Source organism: Halogeometricum limi, assembly GCF_900115785.1.
In the GTDB taxonomy this organism is placed as follows: domain Archaea; phylum Halobacteriota; class Halobacteria; order Halobacteriales; family Haloferacaceae; genus Halogeometricum; species Halogeometricum limi.
Window position 1 is genome coordinate 1 of the sequence record NZ_FOYS01000001.1, and the last position, 14247, is coordinate 14247.

Consider the following 14247-nt stretch of genomic DNA (forward strand, 5'->3'; position numbering starts at 1 on the left):
TGTCGCGGTCGCGGTGTGTCGTTCGCATTCAACCGAAATCGCCTCGACCACTTAAGGCCGTCGTATCGTCGGCGTCGTGAGAGTGCGAGGCACTCCCCGAGCGACGTTTCGTCGGTGGGGTCGAGGGGCGTTCGGATGTTTGGCGCTCCGGGAGTGTCCCGGGGCGCCCCGCGTATTTCTACCAATGGCAGGGTAACATAAAAGGCCGTCGAACCGGGACCGCTTCGTCATGCGATTTCATGCCTCGTGTGTCGCGGACGCGACCCATCCGACGTGGAGACCGGTCGGTCGAGCGACCCTCACGGCGGCGTCGCTCACGGTGGTAGTGTCCGGAGATGTCGCGCGGTCGGAGGCCGGTCGGTCATCCCTCGCGTTCGGCGTCGGGTCGGACCGGGTGTTAGCCGCGCGAGTGAGCGTCGTCGGGCGACGGTCAAAGCGGTGTCGGATGCCACTGGCGGTTGACGCACGCGTGTGCGCGAAGAAAAATCTGAAACGGCGTCTCTCGGCGATTACTCTTCGATGTGTTCGATACCCTGTTTCGAGACGTTCCCCTTCGTGATGTCGCCCTCCATCCAGTCCGGTTTGTCACCCGGGGCGTCGTCCACCCACGCCCACGCGTGGAAGATGTGTACCTTGTCGGTTCCTTTCTCACGGAGACGAATCTCTGTGGCGTGTTCTTTCGCTTCGTCTTCGGACCCGCGCGGTTCGAGACGTCGAGCGGCTTTCAGGGCGGCCTGTCGCGGCATACTCCCGGAGAAGACGCTCGACTCCGAGCCGTCCTCCTCCCGCAGCACGAAATTCCGCTTGCCGTCCTCGCGTACCATGTTTTTGACCTCCATGGCAACCGAACACATGATTGGGCTTAAATATATCGGCAAAAGTGGGGTGCGGCGGCGAGGTGCTTATATACGATAGCACGGGTTGAACGTCGGGACCGGTCAGTTTCGAAGAGCGGATTCGAGCGACAGACGCCGCGTGGGCCGAGCAGACGAGAGACGACGCGTAGACAACACTTATGTATATCCTACGGCGAAGGGTCGAACAGAGAGACCCCGATGGTCCGGAAAAAGAAGCTCAGCCCGAGTGGCGCCAAAGACGAGAACGGCGAGTACCACAACGTCCACGTGAACCTCCACGAGGACGAACTCGCCGTTGCCGGAATGGACATCGGCGACGAGGTGTTCGTCCGAGTCCGAGATGGCAAGATAATCATCCAGAAGGCTGACCCCGACGAAGTCGAACACGACTTCTGAATGCGTTCGACGAGAGATGTCTCGAACGGCAGACACACCGCACGGCGGTACTCCTCGATGAATTCCCTCTATCGAACGCTCAAACCCGTACTGTTCTCACTCCCACCGGAGACGGCGCATCACCTCGTCCACCGGGGGCTTCGAACCGTCCAGCACACGCCCGTCTCCGACGCACTCGCGACGCGGTACCGCGTCGACGACGACAGACTGCGAACGGAGGCGTTCGGGTGTTCGTTCGACAACCCCGTCGGCGTCGCCGCCGGGTTCGACAAGAACGCCGAGGTTCCCGACGTGTTGGGCGCACTGGGCTTCGGTCACGTCGAAGTCGGCGGGGTGACCGCTGAACCGCAGGACGGCAACCCTCGCCCGCGGATGTTCCGTCTCCCGGAGGACCGCGCGATAATCAACCGGATGGGGCTGAACAACGAGGGTGCCGACGCGGTGGGCGCGCGCCTCGCGTCCGGACCCGACCCGAGCGTCCCCGTCGGCGTCAACCTCGCCCTCTCGGAGTCGACGGACGCGTCCGACGCGCCGGCCGACTACCGCTACACGTACGAACGGGTGGGCGACCACGCGGACTACGTCGCCGTCAACGTCTCCTGTCCCAACAGCGAGGGCTTTCGCGACCTCCAGAACCGCGACTCGCTCGAAGCGATTCTGGGCGGACTCGTCGACGCCGGTGCGTCACCGCTGTTGGTGAAACTCTCGCCGGACCTCCCCGAACCGGCCATCGAGGACGCCCTCGACGTCGTCCGCGAGTACGGCTTAGACGGCGTCGTCGCGACGAACACGACGACGGAACGGCCCGAGGGCCTGACGAGTCCGAACCGCGCGGAACGCGGCGGCCTCTCGGGTGCGCCCATCGAGGACCACGCCACCGAGATGGTCCGCTTCGTCGCCGAACGGACCGACGTGCCCGTCGTCGGCGTCGGCGGCGTCTCCTCCGCCGAGGGCGCGTACGCGAAGATTCGCGCCGGGGCGAGCCTCGTCCAACTGTACACCGGCCTCGTCTTCGAGGGACCGACCCTCGCGCGCGACATCAACGACGGCCTCCTCGACTTGCTCGAACGTGACGGCTTCGACTCGGTCGAAGACGCCGTCGGCGCGGACCTGTAGTCTGTCATCCGACGAACTGCCAGCAGGGCTATTTATCCCCGCCGAGTCGTCCGGAGCGTGCCAGACATCGGAAGCCCCGCCGGCTTCGACCTCGCGACCGTACTGACCGGGTCCGGTCTCACCCTCCTCCTCTCGGCCGGTATCGCCAGATACGGCGACCAGTTCCAGTACACCCCCGCCGAGTTGTACGGCATCAGCGGTGCCGCCCTCGTCGTCGTCGGCGTGCTGTTCGGACTACTCCTCGTGGCGACCGGAAACCGCTAGCGGGAACCAGAAGAGACGGGAGAGCGAGCGACTGGTTCAGTCGCCGTGCTGGACGATGACGACGGCGTCGCCCGCTTCGAGCATCTCGCCCTCGCCGACGTACTTTCGCTCCTCTTCGATGGTGAACATCTCGGGGGCGAGTTCGACGCCCGCGGCGTGGAGTTCGCCGTCGACGACGTCGTACGCCTCGTCTTCGAGTGCCGCCTCGATGTCCGGCACCTGCGCGCCGAACTCGGGGCCGACGAGCGAGTAGTCGAGGTCGACGCCGGTGACGACGGACTCTATCTGCGGTTCCTCGTCGAGCGTCTCCAACTCCTCGACGTGCATCACGCCGGAGATGTCGTCCTCGAAGCCCTGGACGGAGCCCCAGACCTGCACGCGGTCCAGTTCGGCGTTCATCGACAGTTGGTTGTCGCTCTTGTACTTGCGGAGTGCGCCGACGACGGCCATCGCCGTCTCGCCGGCCGCGAAGTCGGCCTCCAGTCCGAGCGGTTCGGGCCACGCGGCGCGGTGGACGCTCCCCTCGTCGTACATCTCGCGCCAGAGTTCCTCGGTGACGTGCGCGAGGACCGGCGCGAACAGTTTGACGAAGCGACGGTGCGCCGTCTGGAGCGTGTACTTCGCGGAGGCGTCGCCGTCGCGGGCGCGGCCCTTCGCTATCTCCAGGTAGTCGTCGCAGAACGTGTGCCAGAAGAAACTCCGGAGGCCGTCGCGGGCCTTCGAGAACTCGCGGTTCTCCAGTTTCGCCGTGACCGTCTCTATCTGGTCGTCCAACTCGGCGAGCAACCAGCGGTCGATGGCGCGGAGGTCGGCGTGGTCGAACTCCTCGGGTGCGTCATCGGTGAGACCCTCGACGAGTTTCGAGGCGTTCCACAGTTTACGGATGAGTTTCTCGCCGGCGCGGAGTCCCTTCTCCGAGTACGGCAGGTCGTCGCCGACGGCCGACCCCGCGGCCCAGTAGCGCGCGGCGTCGACGGGGTACTTCGAGACGACTTCGTCCGGCGAGACGACGTTACCCTTCGACTTCGACATCTTCTCGCGGTTCTCGTCCAACACCATCCCGTTTATCATCACGCTGTCGAACGGCACCTCGCCGGTGTGCTCGTAGCACTTGACGACGGTGTGGAACAACCAGAACGAGATGATGTCGTGACCCTGCGGGCGCAGGTCGAACTGGTAGAGTTCGGGTCGGTCGAGGACCGTCTCTTCTGTCTCCGAGTCCCAGTCCCATCCGGCGTTGATGAGGGGCGTGAGAGACGAGGTGGCCCACGTGTCGAACACGTCGTCCTCGGGGACGAACTCGTCGTGACCGCACTCCGGACAGGCGTCGACCGGCGGGTCGTCGCTCAGGGGGTCGACCGGGAGCGACTCGCGTTCGGCGACGACGACGTGTTCGCACTCGCCGCAGTACCAGACGGGGAACGGGATGCCGGAGGAGCGCTGTCGGGAGATGGACCAGTCCCACTGGAGCCCCTCGATCCAATTTTTGTACCGCGTGAACATCTTCTCGGGGTACCAGTCCATCTGGCGGCCCGCTTCGAGGTACTCGTCGGTCTTGTCGAGCAGTTCGACGTACCACTGGTCCTTGACGAGGAACTCGACGCTCGTCCCGCAGCGTTCGTGGACGTTGACCGTGTGCGTGATGGCGCGCTTGTCGAGGAGGGCGCCCGCGTCGTCTAAGTCGGAGACGATGCGTTCGCGTGCGTCCTCCGAGGAGAGACCCGAGTACTCGCCCGCCACGTCCGTGAGCGTCCCGGACTCGTCGATGGCGATGCGGAGGTCCAGGTCGTGCGCCTGGTACCACTCGATGTCGGTCTGGTCGCCGAACGTACAGCACATGACGATACCGGACCCGGTTTCGAGGTCGACGCGTTCGTCCTCGATGATGGGCACCTCCTGACCGAACAGCGGAATCCGCGCCTCTTCGCCGACCAAGTGCTGGTTGTCGTCGTCGTCGGGGTGGACGAAGACGGCGACGCAGGCGGGGAGCAGTTCGGGTCGCGTCGTGGAGATGACGAACGACTCCTCCCCCTCGACCACGTCGAACTCGATATCGTGGAAGTGACTCGCCTGTTCGTCGTCTTCGGTCTCGACCTGCGAGATGGCCGTCTCGCACTCGGGACACCAGATGGCGGGGGCGCGCTGGCGGTACTCGCGGCCCTCGTCGTACAGTTCGACGAACGAGAGCTGAGAGGTGCGCTGGACTTCGGGAGAGATGGTCTGGTACGTCTGCTCCCAGTCGATGGAGATGCCGAGTTGCTGCATCTTCTCCGTGAACTCGGCCTCGTACTGTTCGCAGACCTCCCGGCACATCTGCTGGAACTCGCGCCGGTCATACTCTTGGTGGCGAACGTCCAGTTCCTCCTCGGTCAATCGCTCGGAGGCGATGCCGTTGTCGTCGAAGCCGAACGGGAAGAAGACGTTCTCGCCTCGCATCCGTTCGAACCGAGCGACGAAGTCCTGCAGGGTGAAGCCGTAGGCGTGGCCCCAGTGGAGACTCCCCGAAACCGTCGGCGGCGGCGAGTCGATGGAGAAGGCGGTGTCGGGGTCTACGCCGCCCTCGGCGTACGCGTACGTGTCCTCGTCGACCCACCTATCCTGCCACTTCGATTCGACCGTCTCGGGGTCGTATTCTCCGCTCGGCATTCTTGTCCAGAGGTACCACCGGAAGCCGTGTTAAGTTACTCGGTTACGGGTGCGAGACTGCCCCACGAGGACGATTCACCGCGATACACGAGTCGAGAGCCACTCGCGCGGAGACGGTCGAGAGCCGACGCTCCGAGACGGATTCAGATGGCGTCCAGACCCCTCGCCAGGTCCGAGAGCAGGTCGTCCTCGTGCTCGACGCCGACGGAGATTCGCAAGAGACCGTCGGTGATGCCGAGGAAGTCGCGGTCCGCCTGCGTGAGCGGAGAGTGGGTCATCGTCGCCGGATGCTCGACGAGCGACTCCACGCCGCCGAGACTCACCGCCAGCGGGAAGTGGTCGAGGGCGGCGACGAACCGCGCGACGCCGTCGAGGTCGGTGTCGAGTTCGACCGAGAGGACGCCGCCGTAGCCCGACATCTGCCGCGTCGCGAGTTCGTGTTGCGGGTGCGACTCCAACCCGGGGTAGTGGACGGCGCTGACCCGCGAGTCCGCTTCTAAGAACTCGGCGACGGCCTGCGCGTTCGAGGCGTGTTTGTCCATCCGGAGGGGGAGCGTCTTCAGGCCGCGGAGGGTGAGGTAGGCGTCGAACGGTGCGAGCATGTTGCCCATGCCGACGCGTTGGAGGAACGTGACCTCCTCGGCGTACACGTCGTCGTTCGTCGCGAGTGCGCCGCCGATGGAGTCGGAGTGGCCGTTGAGGTACTTCGTCGTGGAGTGGACGACGACGTCCGCGCCGAGTTCGAGCGGTCGCTGGAAGTACGGACCGACGAACGTGTTGTCGACGCCGAACGTCGCGTCGTACTCGTCGGCGATGGCGGCGATGGCCTCCATATCACAGAGGCGGAGGAGCGGGTTCGTCGGTGACTCCATCCAGACGAGCGCCGTCTCCTCGCGCATCGCCGCGGCCACCTCGTCGGTGTCGCGCGCGTCCACGAACGAGGTGGTGACGCCGAGGCGTTCCTCGAAGAAGCGCGTGAGCATCGATTTCGTCCCGCCGTAGAGGTCCTCGAAGGCGACGACGTGGTCGCCGGGTTCGACGGCGGCCGAGATGGCGGTGACGATGGCCGCGGTGCCCGACGCGAACGCGAGGGCGTGGTCGCCTCCGCAGAGCGCGGCGAGGCGGTGTTCCAGCGCGTTGCGCGTCGGGTTCGAGAGTCGAGAGTAGAAGAACTCGCCCGCGTCGGGGTCGAGCGTCTCCAGCGACGCGTCGGGGTCGATATCGGGCACCGCGTACGTCGACGCGAGGTGGACGGGGACGGCCACGTCCTCGACGCCCTCGGCGGGTCGCTGTCCGCGCTCACCGTACGTCACCGCGAGCGTCTCGAAGTGACCGACACTATCGTTCATGTGTGATAGCGAGGCGTCGGGATACTAAACGTTTCTATGGATTGCGAAGAGATAATTAGAGATAATTTTATAGAGAGGGAGATACGCTCAGGTTATGTCGAACGAGCCGGGAGAGCGCGTGTCGGCCGTGGTCGTCGTCCATGGTTATTTGACGGTCGACGCGGAACACCGGCCGATGAGCCTTCACGCGCTCGCGTCTCGGCTACTGGCGCAGACGGGGTATCCCGACCCGGTCCGGCGTCTTCTCGACTTCTCGCCCGTCGAGACGCACATCGAGACCGAGGGACCGTACGACATCGCTCCCGGAACCGAAGTGTTGGGGAGCCTCCACCTCGGCGCGAACGTGGACATTCCCAGAGGATGCTTCCTCGACGGCGACATCCACATCGGCCGCGGAAGCAGTCTCGGGGTCCAAAACCGCGTCGTCGGCGACGTTCGCATCGGACGGTACGTCGCCGTCGCTCCGAGCGTCGTCTTTCAAGAACCGAACCACGAGCAGGCAAAGATGGCGATACAGGGGAAGTTCTACCGTCGCGTTCTCGACGAACCGTTGGCCGTCGATACCGACGGACCGATACGAATCGGTCACGACGTCTGGATCGGCGACGGCGCGAAGATTCTCTCCGGCGTCGAGGTCGGTCACGGTGCGGTGGTCGCTGCGGGGGCGATAGTTACGAAAGACGTCGAACCGTACGCCGTCGTCGCGGGCGTCCCCGCCCGACGAATCGAGTACCGGTTCGACGAGGCAGTCAGAGAGCGACTGTTGGAACTGGCGTGGTGGGAGCGAGAGGAGGACGAACTTCGACGGCGACGCGAGTGGTTCGAAGGGGAAATTCGGAGCGTCGAGGACCTACCGGACCCCGACGAGCGGTGACCGGGCAGGCGGAGATACGACCTCGCTACCGCAACGCGTCCAGGTTGAATTCGAACGCCGCGACGGGGAGTTCCAAGTCGTGTTCGACGAGCACGCGCGGGTGGAGTTCGCCGACGACGCCGACGTCGTCGCCGTCGATTCGGACGCCCGCGACCCGTCCGTCGATGAACGACGGGTGCGTCGTCGCCGGCGTCTCCAGTTCGACGCCGAAGTCGCGGCAGAGCGCCTGCAGGCGTCCCTTCGCGTCCTCGAAGGTGGCGTCGTGACGGGCGAGGACGGCCGCGACGTGCCGCCGTTCTCGCACCCGCGTGTTCACCGAGTCGTCGCGTTCGGCGACCAACCCTATCTCGGCGAGGTCCTGCGGGTACGCTCGGTGCGTATTGTTCTCTAAGACCATCGCCAGCGAGGGGAGCGCCCACGTGCGCAGGATGGTGTAGTCCTCGCTGTACGGGCCGGTGATGCGTGCGGGGTCGCCACCGCCGAGGTAGTCCGACCCGGCCTCGACGTTCATCCGGTCGTGGACCTCCGCCTCGCTCGTCATGTGGAAGTTCAGCATGTCCTCGAAGCCGAGGCCGACGAGGGAGGCGCGGGCGGCGTCCTCCAGTCGAGAGCGTTCGTGTCTGCCGCCGACGGTACCGACGTTCGGGTAGCGCGGTTCGAGTTCGTTGAACCCGTACGCGCGGCCGACGTCGTCCACCAAGTCGAGGGGGTGAAGGATGTCCACGCGGTACGGCGGAATCGACACTTCGTAGACGGTGTCGCTCTGGTCGGCGGCGTCGTCGCGAGCGTCGTCGACGTTCACGTCGGCGTCGAGTCCCGACCGCTCGAACAGGTCGACGACTTCGCGGGCCTCGAAGTCGACGCCGAGCATCGTCTCGATTCGCTCGTGCGGGACGGACTTCGTGTCCACCTCGAAGTCCGGGCGGACGGCCGTCCGGTCGGGGTACTCGACTTCGACTTCCTCGATGGTCGCGCCGCGGGCGTCCAGGGCGTAGCAGACGATGTTGCACATCCGGTCGATGGTCCACTGGTCGGTGCCGGTGAGTTCGACGAGGAGTTCGCGCGACTCCGTCGACACCTCGGTCCGGCGACCGTTGATGACCGGCGGGAACGAGAACAGACCGAGTTCGTCGTAGATGGCCGGGTAGCGGTCGTACTCGCCGACCAGGTCGGCGTACTTCTGCCCGGTCTGGTGTTCGTCGAGCACCTCGGCGGGCGTCATCTCCCGGTCGCCGTCCAAGGGGACGAACGTGTCGCCCTGGGGGTCGACGCCGGTGTAGGTGATGGAGTTCCCGCTGGTGTCCTCCCGCAGGACTTCGCCCTTTATCATCGTCAGGTCGTGGATACCGATTGCGCCCTTCGCGCGCTTTCTGCCCATCGTCGCGTGCAGTTTCTCCTGCAGTTGGATGAGCGAGTCGAGGGCGTCCTCGTCCAAGTCGACGCCGCGAATCACCGCGCCGGTGACGTACGGGCGTTCCTCGGGCACGTCCTCGTCGACGACGAACGTGAAGTCGGGGTCGTTCGTCTTCGGGACGTAGACGCCGCGCGCGTCGCCGTACTGATAGCGAAGCGACCGGGCGACACCCTCGACGGAGAGTCGGTCGAGTCTGTCCGGACCGAACTCCAACTGGAACGCGCCGTCTTCGGTCTCGCCTTCGAACTCCAAGCCGAGGGCGAACAGGTCGTCTTTGAACTCCTGGTCGGACTTGTCGTCGTGGCCCGTCAGTTGCCGCAGTTCGTCGGGGTGGACGTCGACGACGGGCATTATCGGAGCACCTCCGTCTCGCGGAGCAGTTCGATGTCGGACATCGTCCCGTGCACGTCGCGGATGTCGTCGAAGCCGTACATGAGCATCAGTAGTCTCTCCAAGGCGAGGCCCCACGCCATCACGTCGCACTCGACGCCCAGCGGTTCGAGCACCTCGTCGCGGAACATTCCCGAGTTGCCTATCTCTATCAGTTCGCCCGTCTCGGGGTGGCGTCCGAACAGCTCGAACGACGGTTCCGTGTAGGGGTTGTAATGCGGTTTGAACTGGATGTCCGTGATGCCGAACTGCGCGTAGAACTCCTCGAACGTACCCATCAGGTCGCGCACGGAGAGGTCCTCGGCCATCACCCAGCCCTCTATCTGGTAGAACTCGAGCAGGTGCGTCGGGTCCAAGGTGTCGTTGCGGTACACCTTCTCGACGGAGAAGTACCGCTGGGGCGGTTCGAGGTCACCGACCTCGTGTCCGGAGAGATAGCGCATCGACAGCGAGGTGGTGTGCCCGCGGAGCGCGATTGCCCGCGCGAAGTCCTCGGACCACGGCGAGTGGTAGCCGTCGCCGTCGTCGCCGACGCCGTTTCGGTGGGCGTCCTCGACTCGGTCGACGAGGTCCTCGGGCACGTCCTCGATGGGCGGCACGTCGAGGGCGAAGCGGTCCCAGTGGGTTCTGGCGGGGTGGTCCTGCGGCATGAACAGGCAGTCGTTGATCCAGAAGTCGGCGTCCGCGTGCGGGCCCTCCATCTCCTGAAAGCCCATGCCGACGAGCACGTCTTTCACCCGGTCTGCGGTCTGTCGGAGGATGTGCGTCTTGCCGCCGTTGACCTCGGGCGCGTCGGCTTCGACGTTGTACTCGGTGAACTCCACGTCCTCCCACTCGCCGGAGGTGAGCATCTCGGGCGTCAGGCGGTCGACCGTCTCCGCGGCTTCGACGCCTTCCATGAGGAGCGTGACGCCCGCCTCGGTGAGCGTGACGGAGCGAACGGTCTGTTCGTGACGTTCGACGAGGTTGCGGGAGACGAGTTGCTCTAACACGCCCTCGTCGACGACCGCTTCGCCCGCTTCGAGGGCCGTCAGGACGACGGACTCGGGGTCGTCTTCGGCGTCCGCGTCGGCGTCCGCCGAGAGTTGGCCGCTCTCTATCTGTCCGTATCCCTTCCGGCCGAAGTTCGCCAGCGCGATGTCCACCTCGGGGCCGCCGAGGCCGGACGCGCCGATGACCTGTCCCATGCCGACGGCGTCTTCGGTCGCACCGGCCTCGACGGCGGCCCGGTAGAGTCGGACCTCCGGGAGGCCGTCCTCGACGTACTCGCGGCCCTCGTCGGTGAGGTCGTACTCGACGCGCTCCTCCTCCGAGACGGCGACGTAGCCCTCGTCGCGGAGTTCGAAAGCGGCCTGCGTCACCGTCTCCGGTTTCAGTCCGGTCTCGTCGGCGAGACTGTCGATGGTCTGTTCGTCTGTCGCACTCGCGGCGTTCAACACCGCGACCTGTGATTCGGGTAGTCTCATTAGTTCGTCTTCGTGTTCGGGGTCGTCTCGGTCGTTGTCGCGTCTACCGACCGCGTGTTAGTTATACCGTCGGTTTCCGAGAGCGCGGACGCCGCGTCCGCACCGGGCCGGTTCGGCCGGTTTCGGCACCGAGGACCGCAGGACGGGCGTGAACCCACCGCGACGGCCCTCGGAGCGTCCACCGCCCTCACAGGACCCGAAAGAAGAAGCCGAACCCGTCGGTGACTGTCGAATCGCGCGCGACGCCTCCGCCGTCTCGGGGTCCGGTCGACATACTCCGAGGATACCCTGCCGCCGACAAAACGGTTCCGACTGTCCGGTTCTCGCCGCCGCTCACCCGTGCCGTCGGCGCCGACGACGCCCGGCGGTTCCGCTCGGCGAGTCGAACCGCCACGTCTCCGTCGGCCCGCAGACTCATGCCGACGCCGCGTCTCCGCTCTCGGTGCATGCGCGAAGCCGACCTGTCACGTTCGAGACGACGTATCGCCGACGAACCGTTCGGAACGCCCACCCGGAGGGGCCGATAGATGCTCGACCCACTACTCCTGCAAGCGGGGCGTGGCGGGTCCGTCGCGGGCGCGGTCATCGTCTTCGTCGTCAACCTGCTCATCGGAGCCGTCGGCATCCACACCGGCGCGCGCCTCATCGTCGACAGGGACGTCGGCTACGGGCGAGCGGTGTTCACGGCCCTCGTCGGCGCACTCGTCTGGGCCGTCGTCGCGTTCTTCCTCGGGTGGATTCCGCTCCTCGGCCCCATCCTCGCACTCGTCGCGTGGGTCGGCGTCATCAACTGGCAGTACCCCGGCGGGTGGGGGTCGGCCGTCGCCATCGGCTTCGTCGCGTGGCTGGTCGCCGCACTCGTCCTCTACGCCCTCGCCGTAATCGGCCTGTTCGAGTTCTCGGCGTTCGGCATCCCCGGCGCCTGACGGGAGTACCGGACTCCGTCTCGGCTCGAACCGGAGCGGTTCGGCCGTGTTTTTTATTCGCACGCTGTCCCACCGGTGCGTATGGCCAGCAAGACGCTGAACGCCGAGAAACTCTCGCGAGAGGAGACCGCAGAGCGACTGCGAACGCTCGCCGACGCCATCGAGGGAGACGGCCCCGCGGCCGTCGACGTCGGCAACAAAGAGATACGGCTCAGTCCGCGTTCGTCGCTCGCCTACGAAATCGGCGTCCGCGAGCGGTCGTCCATCCTCCGGGGGAGCAGAGAGGGAATCACCGTCAAGATGGACTGGAAAGCGCGGCGGAGCGACTGAGCGACCTCACGCGACGTTCCGTTCGACCGCGGTCTCGCCGTCTTCGAACCGCGTCAGCGACAGCGCCGAGATGTCGACGTGCGTCGCCTCGCCGTCCAGACACAACTCCGCGACGCACCGACCCGTCGCGGGGGCGTGTTGGAAGCCGTGGCCGGAGAACCCGGCGGCGACGACGAACCCCGGTCGGACCTCGTCGACGATAGCGTGGTGGTCGGGCGTGACGGCGTACAGTCCGGCCCACCCGTTTCTGACGCGCGTCTCGGGGCCGAAGTAGCCCGCCACGTCGGCCGCGCGTTCGACGGCCTCGGCCGTCCAGTCGAGGTCCGGCGACTCCGAGAAGTCGTCGGGGTCCACGTCCGGGTCGGCGTCCGCGAAGTGCCCGCCGACGAGCGCCGTTTCCTCCCGTTCGGGGCGAAAGTACGACCCACGGTCTAAGTCGATGGTCAGCGGATGCGACTCGGCCAGCGGTCGTTCTGGTTCGACGACGGCCGCCTGCCGACGACGCGGGGCGATGGGTAACTCCGCGCCCGCGAGGCGGCCGACGCGGCGCGCCCACGCGCCGGCGGCGTTCACGACGTAGTCCGCCGGGAGCGTCTCGCCCGGCGTCTCCACGTGCCACGTCTCCGTCGCCCCCTCTCGGGCGAGTCCGGTCACCGGCGTCTTCGTCCGCACGTCGACGCCCGCGTCGGCGAGTGCCGCGGCGTAGCCCTGTACCGCCGAGTGCGGGTCGGCGACGCCGTCGCCGGGGCAGTACGTCGCCGCGACGAACGACTCGGCGTGAAGTTCTGGACAGTGCTCCCGCGCCTCGTCGGGCGTGAGCGTCCGACTGTCGACGCCGCGGGCCGTCTGCATCTCGACGTTTCGCTCGAAGTCGGCCGCGGTGGCCGCCTCGCGGGCGAGGAAGAGATACCCCGTGCGCCGGTAGTCGATGTCGACGCCGAATCGCTCCTCGAACGACTCCCAGACGGGGACGCTGGCGACGGAGAGGTCCACGTTCACGGGCGTGGAGAACTGCAGGCGAATCCCGCCGGCCGCGCGACCGGTGCTCCCGCCGCCGAGCGTTCCGGACTCGCAGACGGTCACGTCCGCGCCGCGTTCGGCGAGGGCGTGCGCACACGAGAGGCCGACGACGCCTCCGCCGACGATGACGACGTGCATGTCCGCGCTTCGACGGCGGTGCGTATGAACCCCACCCACGCTCAGAGCGGAAGAACGATTCCTCGGGGGCGAGAACGGAGGGGCATGACCGACGTCCGAGTGCTCTCCGAGGACCACGTCGCTTCGTTACTGTCGCTGTCCGACCTCCTGCCCGAGATAGAACGCGCCTTCGTGAAGCAGGGCTGCGGCGAGGTGGAACGGCCGCCCCGTCCGCACTACCCGGTGGGGACGAAGACGCCCGGAACCGCGCTGACGATGCCCGCGTACGTCCACGGCGACGCGACGTACGCGACGAAACTCGCCGCCGTCCACGAGGCGAACGCGGAGCGAAATCTGCCGACGGTGAACGCGCAAGTCGCGGTGACGGACGCCGAGACGGGCCTCCCGCTCGCGTACCTCGCCGGGACGCGCGTCACGAACGCCCGAACGGGCTGTATCGGCGGCCTCGCGGCGCGCGAACTCGCCACCGGCCCGGTCCGACTCGGCGTGTTCGGCGCGGGGGCGCAGGCGCGGTGGCAGACGCGGGCCATCGCGGCGGCGACTGACCTCGAACGGGTCCGAATCTACTCGCCCTCCGACTCGCGCGAGTCGTGCGCGGCGGACCTGAGAGAGCGATTCCCGGACGTGGACGTCGCGGCCGTCGACTCGCCGGACGAAGTCGTCTCCGACGCGAACGTCGTCGTCACCGCGACGACGAGCACGGAACCGGTGTTCGACGGCGCGCGACTGACCCCCGGAACGCTCGTCGTCGCCGTCGGCGCGTTCACCTCCGAGATGCGCGAGTTGGACGAGGAGACGGTCCGCCGGGCGAGTCGGCTGTTCGCCGACGTGCCCGAAGAGGCCGTCGAGACGGGCGACTTCGCCGACTCCGACGTGGGCGTGACCGACCTCACACCGCTCTCGGACGTGTTCGAAGGAGCAGTCGGCCGCGAGGACGACGGCGAGATTCTCGTCGTCGGGAGCGTCGGCTCTGCGGTGCTGGACGCCGTCACCGCGGAACTGCTGTACGAGAAGGCGAGAGAAGCGGACGTCGGGTCGGTCGTCGACCTCTGAGCGACCCG

At 66.6% G+C, this 14247-nt stretch carries 13 protein-coding genes; 7 read left to right on the top strand and 6 right to left on the bottom strand.

Going from position 1 to position 14247, the window contains the following annotated elements; all coding sequences use genetic code 11:
* Positions 1 to 509: 509 nt before the first annotated feature.
* Positions 510 to 824, bottom strand: a complete 315-nt coding sequence (locus BM282_RS00005) for a non-histone chromosomal MC1 family protein (RefSeq protein ID WP_089877266.1) — start codon at positions 822 to 824, stop codon at positions 510 to 512.
* Positions 825 to 1055: 231 nt separating this feature from the next.
* Here BM282_RS00005 and BM282_RS00010 point away from each other — a divergent pair, with 231 nt between their 5' ends.
* The 3 genes from BM282_RS00010 to BM282_RS00020 are packed head-to-tail and all read left to right on the top strand — an operon-like array spanning position 1056 to position 2633.
* Entirely contained in the window at positions 1056 to 1253 is a 198-nt protein-coding gene (locus BM282_RS00010; RefSeq protein ID WP_089875558.1) for a hypothetical protein, read from the top strand.
* A 57-nt stretch (positions 1254 to 1310) separates the two neighbouring features.
* Positions 1311 to 2369: a quinone-dependent dihydroorotate dehydrogenase gene (locus BM282_RS00015; protein ID WP_089877268.1), complete on the top strand. Its 1059-nt coding sequence runs from the start codon at positions 1311 to 1313 to the stop codon at positions 2367 to 2369.
* 57 nt (positions 2370 to 2426) lie between these two features.
* A complete protein-coding gene (locus BM282_RS00020; RefSeq protein WP_089875559.1) occupies positions 2427 to 2633 on the top strand; it encodes a hypothetical protein in 207 nt (68 codons plus the stop codon).
* A 36-nt stretch (positions 2634 to 2669) separates the two neighbouring features.
* Here BM282_RS00020 and BM282_RS00025 read toward each other — a convergent pair whose 3' ends face one another.
* The gene (locus BM282_RS00025; protein WP_089875561.1) at positions 2670 to 5279 is read right to left on the bottom strand and encodes a valine--tRNA ligase; all 2610 of its coding nucleotides are present in this window, start codon (positions 5277 to 5279) and stop codon (positions 2670 to 2672) included.
* A 143-nt stretch (positions 5280 to 5422) separates the two neighbouring features.
* Positions 5423 to 6628 carry a trans-sulfuration enzyme family protein gene (locus BM282_RS00030; protein ID WP_089875563.1) on the bottom strand — a complete coding sequence of 402 codons (1206 nt, stop codon included), beginning with the start codon at positions 6626 to 6628 and terminating at the stop codon, positions 5423 to 5425.
* Between the two features lie 175 nt (positions 6629 to 6803).
* Between BM282_RS00030 and BM282_RS18905 the strand changes: the two genes are divergently transcribed.
* Positions 6804 to 7502 carry a CatB-related O-acetyltransferase gene (locus BM282_RS18905; protein WP_281244785.1) on the top strand — a complete coding sequence of 233 codons (699 nt, stop codon included), beginning with the start codon at positions 6804 to 6806 and terminating at the stop codon, positions 7500 to 7502.
* Positions 7503 to 7527: 25 nt separating this feature from the next.
* On the opposite strand, the gene pheT is transcribed toward BM282_RS18905, so the two are convergent.
* Entirely contained in the window at positions 7528 to 9267 is a 1740-nt protein-coding gene (gene pheT, locus BM282_RS00040) for a phenylalanine--tRNA ligase subunit beta (RefSeq protein WP_089875567.1), read from the bottom strand.
* Positions 9267 to 10772 carry a phenylalanine--tRNA ligase subunit alpha gene (pheS, locus tag BM282_RS00045; RefSeq protein WP_089875568.1) on the bottom strand — a complete coding sequence of 502 codons (1506 nt, stop codon included), beginning with the start codon at positions 10770 to 10772 and terminating at the stop codon, positions 9267 to 9269. The genes pheT and pheS overlap by 1 nt, the downstream gene beginning before the upstream one ends.
* Positions 10773 to 11299: 527 nt before the next feature.
* On the opposite strand from pheS, the gene BM282_RS00055 reads away from it, so the two are divergent.
* The gene (locus BM282_RS00055) at positions 11300 to 11698 is read left to right on the top strand and encodes a hypothetical protein (RefSeq protein WP_089875571.1); all 399 of its coding nucleotides are present in this window, start codon (positions 11300 to 11302) and stop codon (positions 11696 to 11698) included.
* 81 nt (positions 11699 to 11779) lie between these two features.
* Positions 11780 to 12028, top strand: a complete 249-nt coding sequence (locus BM282_RS00060) for an amphi-Trp domain-containing protein (protein WP_089875573.1) — start codon at positions 11780 to 11782, stop codon at positions 12026 to 12028.
* A gap of 6 nt (positions 12029 to 12034) precedes the next feature.
* Here BM282_RS00060 and BM282_RS00065 read toward each other — a convergent pair whose 3' ends face one another.
* A complete protein-coding gene (locus tag BM282_RS00065) occupies positions 12035 to 13186 on the bottom strand; it encodes an NAD(P)/FAD-dependent oxidoreductase (RefSeq protein ID WP_089875576.1) in 1152 nt (383 codons plus the stop codon).
* A gap of 84 nt (positions 13187 to 13270) precedes the next feature.
* Between BM282_RS00065 and BM282_RS00070 the strand changes: the two genes are divergently transcribed.
* Complete coding sequence (locus tag BM282_RS00070; RefSeq protein ID WP_089875577.1) at positions 13271 to 14239, top strand: ornithine cyclodeaminase family protein; 969 nt, start codon at positions 13271 to 13273, stop codon at positions 14237 to 14239.
* The last annotated feature ends 8 nt before the right edge of the window (positions 14240 to 14247 follow it).

Bases quoted from the DNA above. Each gene is read 5' to 3' on its own strand.
- BM282_RS00025 (WP_089875561.1), bottom strand. From the start codon at position 5,279: ATGCCGAGCGGAGAATACGACCCCGAGACGGTCGAATCGAAGTGGCAG.
- BM282_RS00015 (WP_089877268.1), top strand. From the start codon at position 1,311: ATGAATTCCCTCTATCGAACGCTCAAACCCGTACTGTTCTCACTCCCA.
- pheS (WP_089875568.1), bottom strand. From the start codon at position 10,772: ATGAGACTACCCGAATCACAGGTCGCGGTGTTGAACGCCGCGAGTGCG.
- BM282_RS00055 (WP_089875571.1), top strand. From the start codon at position 11,300: ATGCTCGACCCACTACTCCTGCAAGCGGGGCGTGGCGGGTCCGTCGCG.
- BM282_RS00010 (WP_089875558.1), top strand. From the start codon at position 1,056: ATGGTCCGGAAAAAGAAGCTCAGCCCGAGTGGCGCCAAAGACGAGAAC.
- pheT (WP_089875567.1), bottom strand. From the start codon at position 9,267: ATGCCCGTCGTCGACGTCCACCCCGACGAACTGCGGCAACTGACGGGC.
- BM282_RS18905 (WP_281244785.1), top strand. From the start codon at position 6,804: ATGAGCCTTCACGCGCTCGCGTCTCGGCTACTGGCGCAGACGGGGTAT.
- BM282_RS00005 (WP_089877266.1), bottom strand. From the start codon at position 824: ATGGTACGCGAGGACGGCAAGCGGAATTTCGTGCTGCGGGAGGAGGAC.
- BM282_RS00070 (WP_089875577.1), top strand. From the start codon at position 13,271: ATGACCGACGTCCGAGTGCTCTCCGAGGACCACGTCGCTTCGTTACTG.
- BM282_RS00060 (WP_089875573.1), top strand. From the start codon at position 11,780: ATGGCCAGCAAGACGCTGAACGCCGAGAAACTCTCGCGAGAGGAGACC.
- BM282_RS00065 (WP_089875576.1), bottom strand. From the start codon at position 13,186: ATGCACGTCGTCATCGTCGGCGGAGGCGTCGTCGGCCTCTCGTGTGCG.
- BM282_RS00030 (WP_089875563.1), bottom strand. From the start codon at position 6,628: ATGAACGATAGTGTCGGTCACTTCGAGACGCTCGCGGTGACGTACGGT.